Below are 2,773 nucleotides of genomic sequence, written 5' to 3' on the forward strand. Positions count from 1 at the left end.
CTGAATACATAGGGTAAGGAAGACAGACCCAGGGAACTGAAACATCTAAGTACCTGGAGGAAGAGAAAGCAAATGCGATTTCCTGAGTAGCGGCGAGCGAAACGGAACATAGCCCAAACCAAGAGGCTTGCCTCTTGGGGTTGTAGGACATTCTATACGGAGTTACAAAGGAACGAGGTAGACGAAGCGACCTGGAAAGGTCCGTCGTAGAGGGTAACAACCCCGTAGTCGAAACTTCGTTCTCTCTTGAATGTATCCTGAGTACGGCGGAACACGTGAAATTCCGTCGGAATCTGGGAGGACCATCTCCCAAGGCTAAATACTCCCTAGTGATCGATAGTGAACCAGTACCGTGAGGGAAAGGTGAAAAGCACCCCGGAAGGGGAGTGAAAGAGATCCTGAAACCGTGTGCCTACAAATAGTCAGAGCCCGTTAACGGGTGATGGCGTGCCTTTTGTAGAATGAACCGGCGAGTTACGATCCCGTGCGAGGTTAAGCTGAAGAGGCGGAGCCGCAGCGAAAGCGAGTCTGAATAGGGCGTTTAGTACGTGGTCGTAGACCCGAAACCAGGTGATCTACCCATGTCCAGGGTGAAGTTCAGGTAACACTGAATGGAGGCCCGAACCCACGCACGTTGAAAAGTGCGGGGATGAGGTGTGGGTAGCGGAGAAATTCCAATCGAACCTGGAGATAGCTGGTTCTCCCCGAAATAGCTTTAGGGCTAGCCTTAAGTGTAAGAGTCTTGGAGGTAGAGCACTGATTGGACTAGGGGTCCTCATCGGATTACCGAATTCAGTCAAACTCCGAATGCCAATGACTTATCCTTAGGAGTCAGACTGCGAGTGATAAGATCCGTAGTCAAAAGGGAAACAGCCCAGACCGCCAGCTAAGGTCCCAAAGTGTGTATTAAGTGGAAAAGGATGTGGAGTTGCTTAGACAACTAGGATGTTGGCTTAGAAGCAGCCACCATTTAAAGAGTGCGTAATAGCTCACTAGTCGAGTGACTCTGCGCCGAAAATGTACCGGGGCTAAATACACCACCGAAGCTGCGGATTGATACCAATGGTATCAGTGGTAGGGGAGCGTTCTAAGGACAGTGAAGTCAGACCGGAAGGACTGGTGGAGTGCTTAGAAGTGAGAATGCCGGTATGAGTAGCGAAAGACGGGTGAGAATCCCGTCCACCGAATGCCTAAGGTTTCCTGAGGAAGGCTCGTCCGCTCAGGGTTAGTCAGGACCTAAGCCGAGGCCGACAGGCGTAGGCGATGGACAACAGGTTGATATTCCTGTACCACCTCTTTATCGTTTGAGCAATGGAGGGACGCAGAAGGATAGAAGAAGCGTGCGATTGGTTGTGCACGTCCAAGCAGTTAGGCTGATAAGTAGGCAAATCCGCTTATCGTAAAGGCTGAGCTGTGATGGGGAAGCTCCTTATGGAGCGAAGTCTTTGATTCCCCGCTGCCAAGAAAAGCTTCTAGCGAGATAAAAGGTGCCTGTACCGCAAACCGACACAGGTAGGCGAGGAGAGAATCCTAAGGTGTGCGAGAGAACTCTGGTTAAGGAACTCGGCAAAATGACCCCGTAACTTCGGGAGAAGGGGTGCTTTCTTAACGGAAAGCCGCAGTGAATAGGCCCAAGCGACTGTTTAGCAAAAACACAGCTCTCTGCGAAGCCGTAAGGCGAAGTATAGGGGGTGACACCTGCCCGGTGCTGGAAGGTTAAGGAGAGGGGTTAGCGTAAGCGAAGCTCTGAACTGAAGCCCCAGTAAACGGCGGCCGTAACTATAACGGTCCTAAGGTAGCGAAATTCCTTGTCGGGTAAGTTCCGACCCGCACGAAAGGTGTAACGATTTGGGCACTGTCTCAACCAGAGACTCGGTGAAATTATAGTACCTGTGAAGATGCAGGTTACCCGCGACAGGACGGAAAGACCCCGTGGAGCTTTACTGTAGCCTGATATTGAATTTTGGTACAGTTTGTACAGGATAGGCGGGAGCCTTTGAAACCGGAGCGCTAGCTTCGGTGGAGGCGCTGGTGGGATACCGCCCTGACTGTATTGAAATTCTAACCTACGGGTCTTATCGACCCGGGAGACAGTGTCAGGTGGGCAGTTTGACTGGGGCGGTCGCCTCCTAAAGTGTAACGGAGGCGCCCAAAGGTTCCCTCAGAATGGTTGGAAATCATTCGTAGAGTGCAAAGGCATAAGGGAGCTTGACTGCGAGACCTACAAGTCGAGCAGGGACGAAAGTCGGGCTTAGTGATCCGGTGGTTCCGCATGGAAGGGCCATCGCTCAACGGATAAAAGCTACCCCGGGGATAACAGGCTTATCTCCCCCAAGAGTCCACATCGACGGGGAGGTTTGGCACCTCGATGTCGGCTCATCGCATCCTGGGGCTGTAGTCGGTCCCAAGGGTTGGGCTGTTCGCCCATTAAAGCGGTACGCGAGCTGGGTTCAGAACGTCGTGAGACAGTTCGGTCCCTATCCGTCGTGGGCGTAGGAAATTTGAGAGGAGCTGTCCTTAGTACGAGAGGACCGGGATGGACGCACCGCTGGTGTACCAGTTGTTCTGCCAAGGGCATAGCTGGGTAGCTATGTGCGGAAGGGATAAGTGCTGAAAGCATCTAAGCATGAAGCCCCCCTCAAGATGAGATTTCCCATAGCGTAAGCTAGTAAGATCCCTGAAAGATGATCAGGTTGATAGGTTCGAGGTGGAAGCATGGTGACATGTGGAGCTGACGAATACTAATAGATCGAGGACTTAACCATATAATATG

General features: G+C 51.9%; 1 rRNA gene. It reads left to right on the forward strand.

Going from position 1 to position 2,773, the window contains the following annotated elements:
* A 23S ribosomal RNA gene (locus ACVWY7_RS26915) occupies positions 1 to 2,765 on the forward strand; the annotation flags it as partial.
* Between the last annotated feature and the right edge of the window lie 8 nt (positions 2,766 to 2,773).

The organism is Bacillus sp. TE9106W, assembly GCF_054062215.1.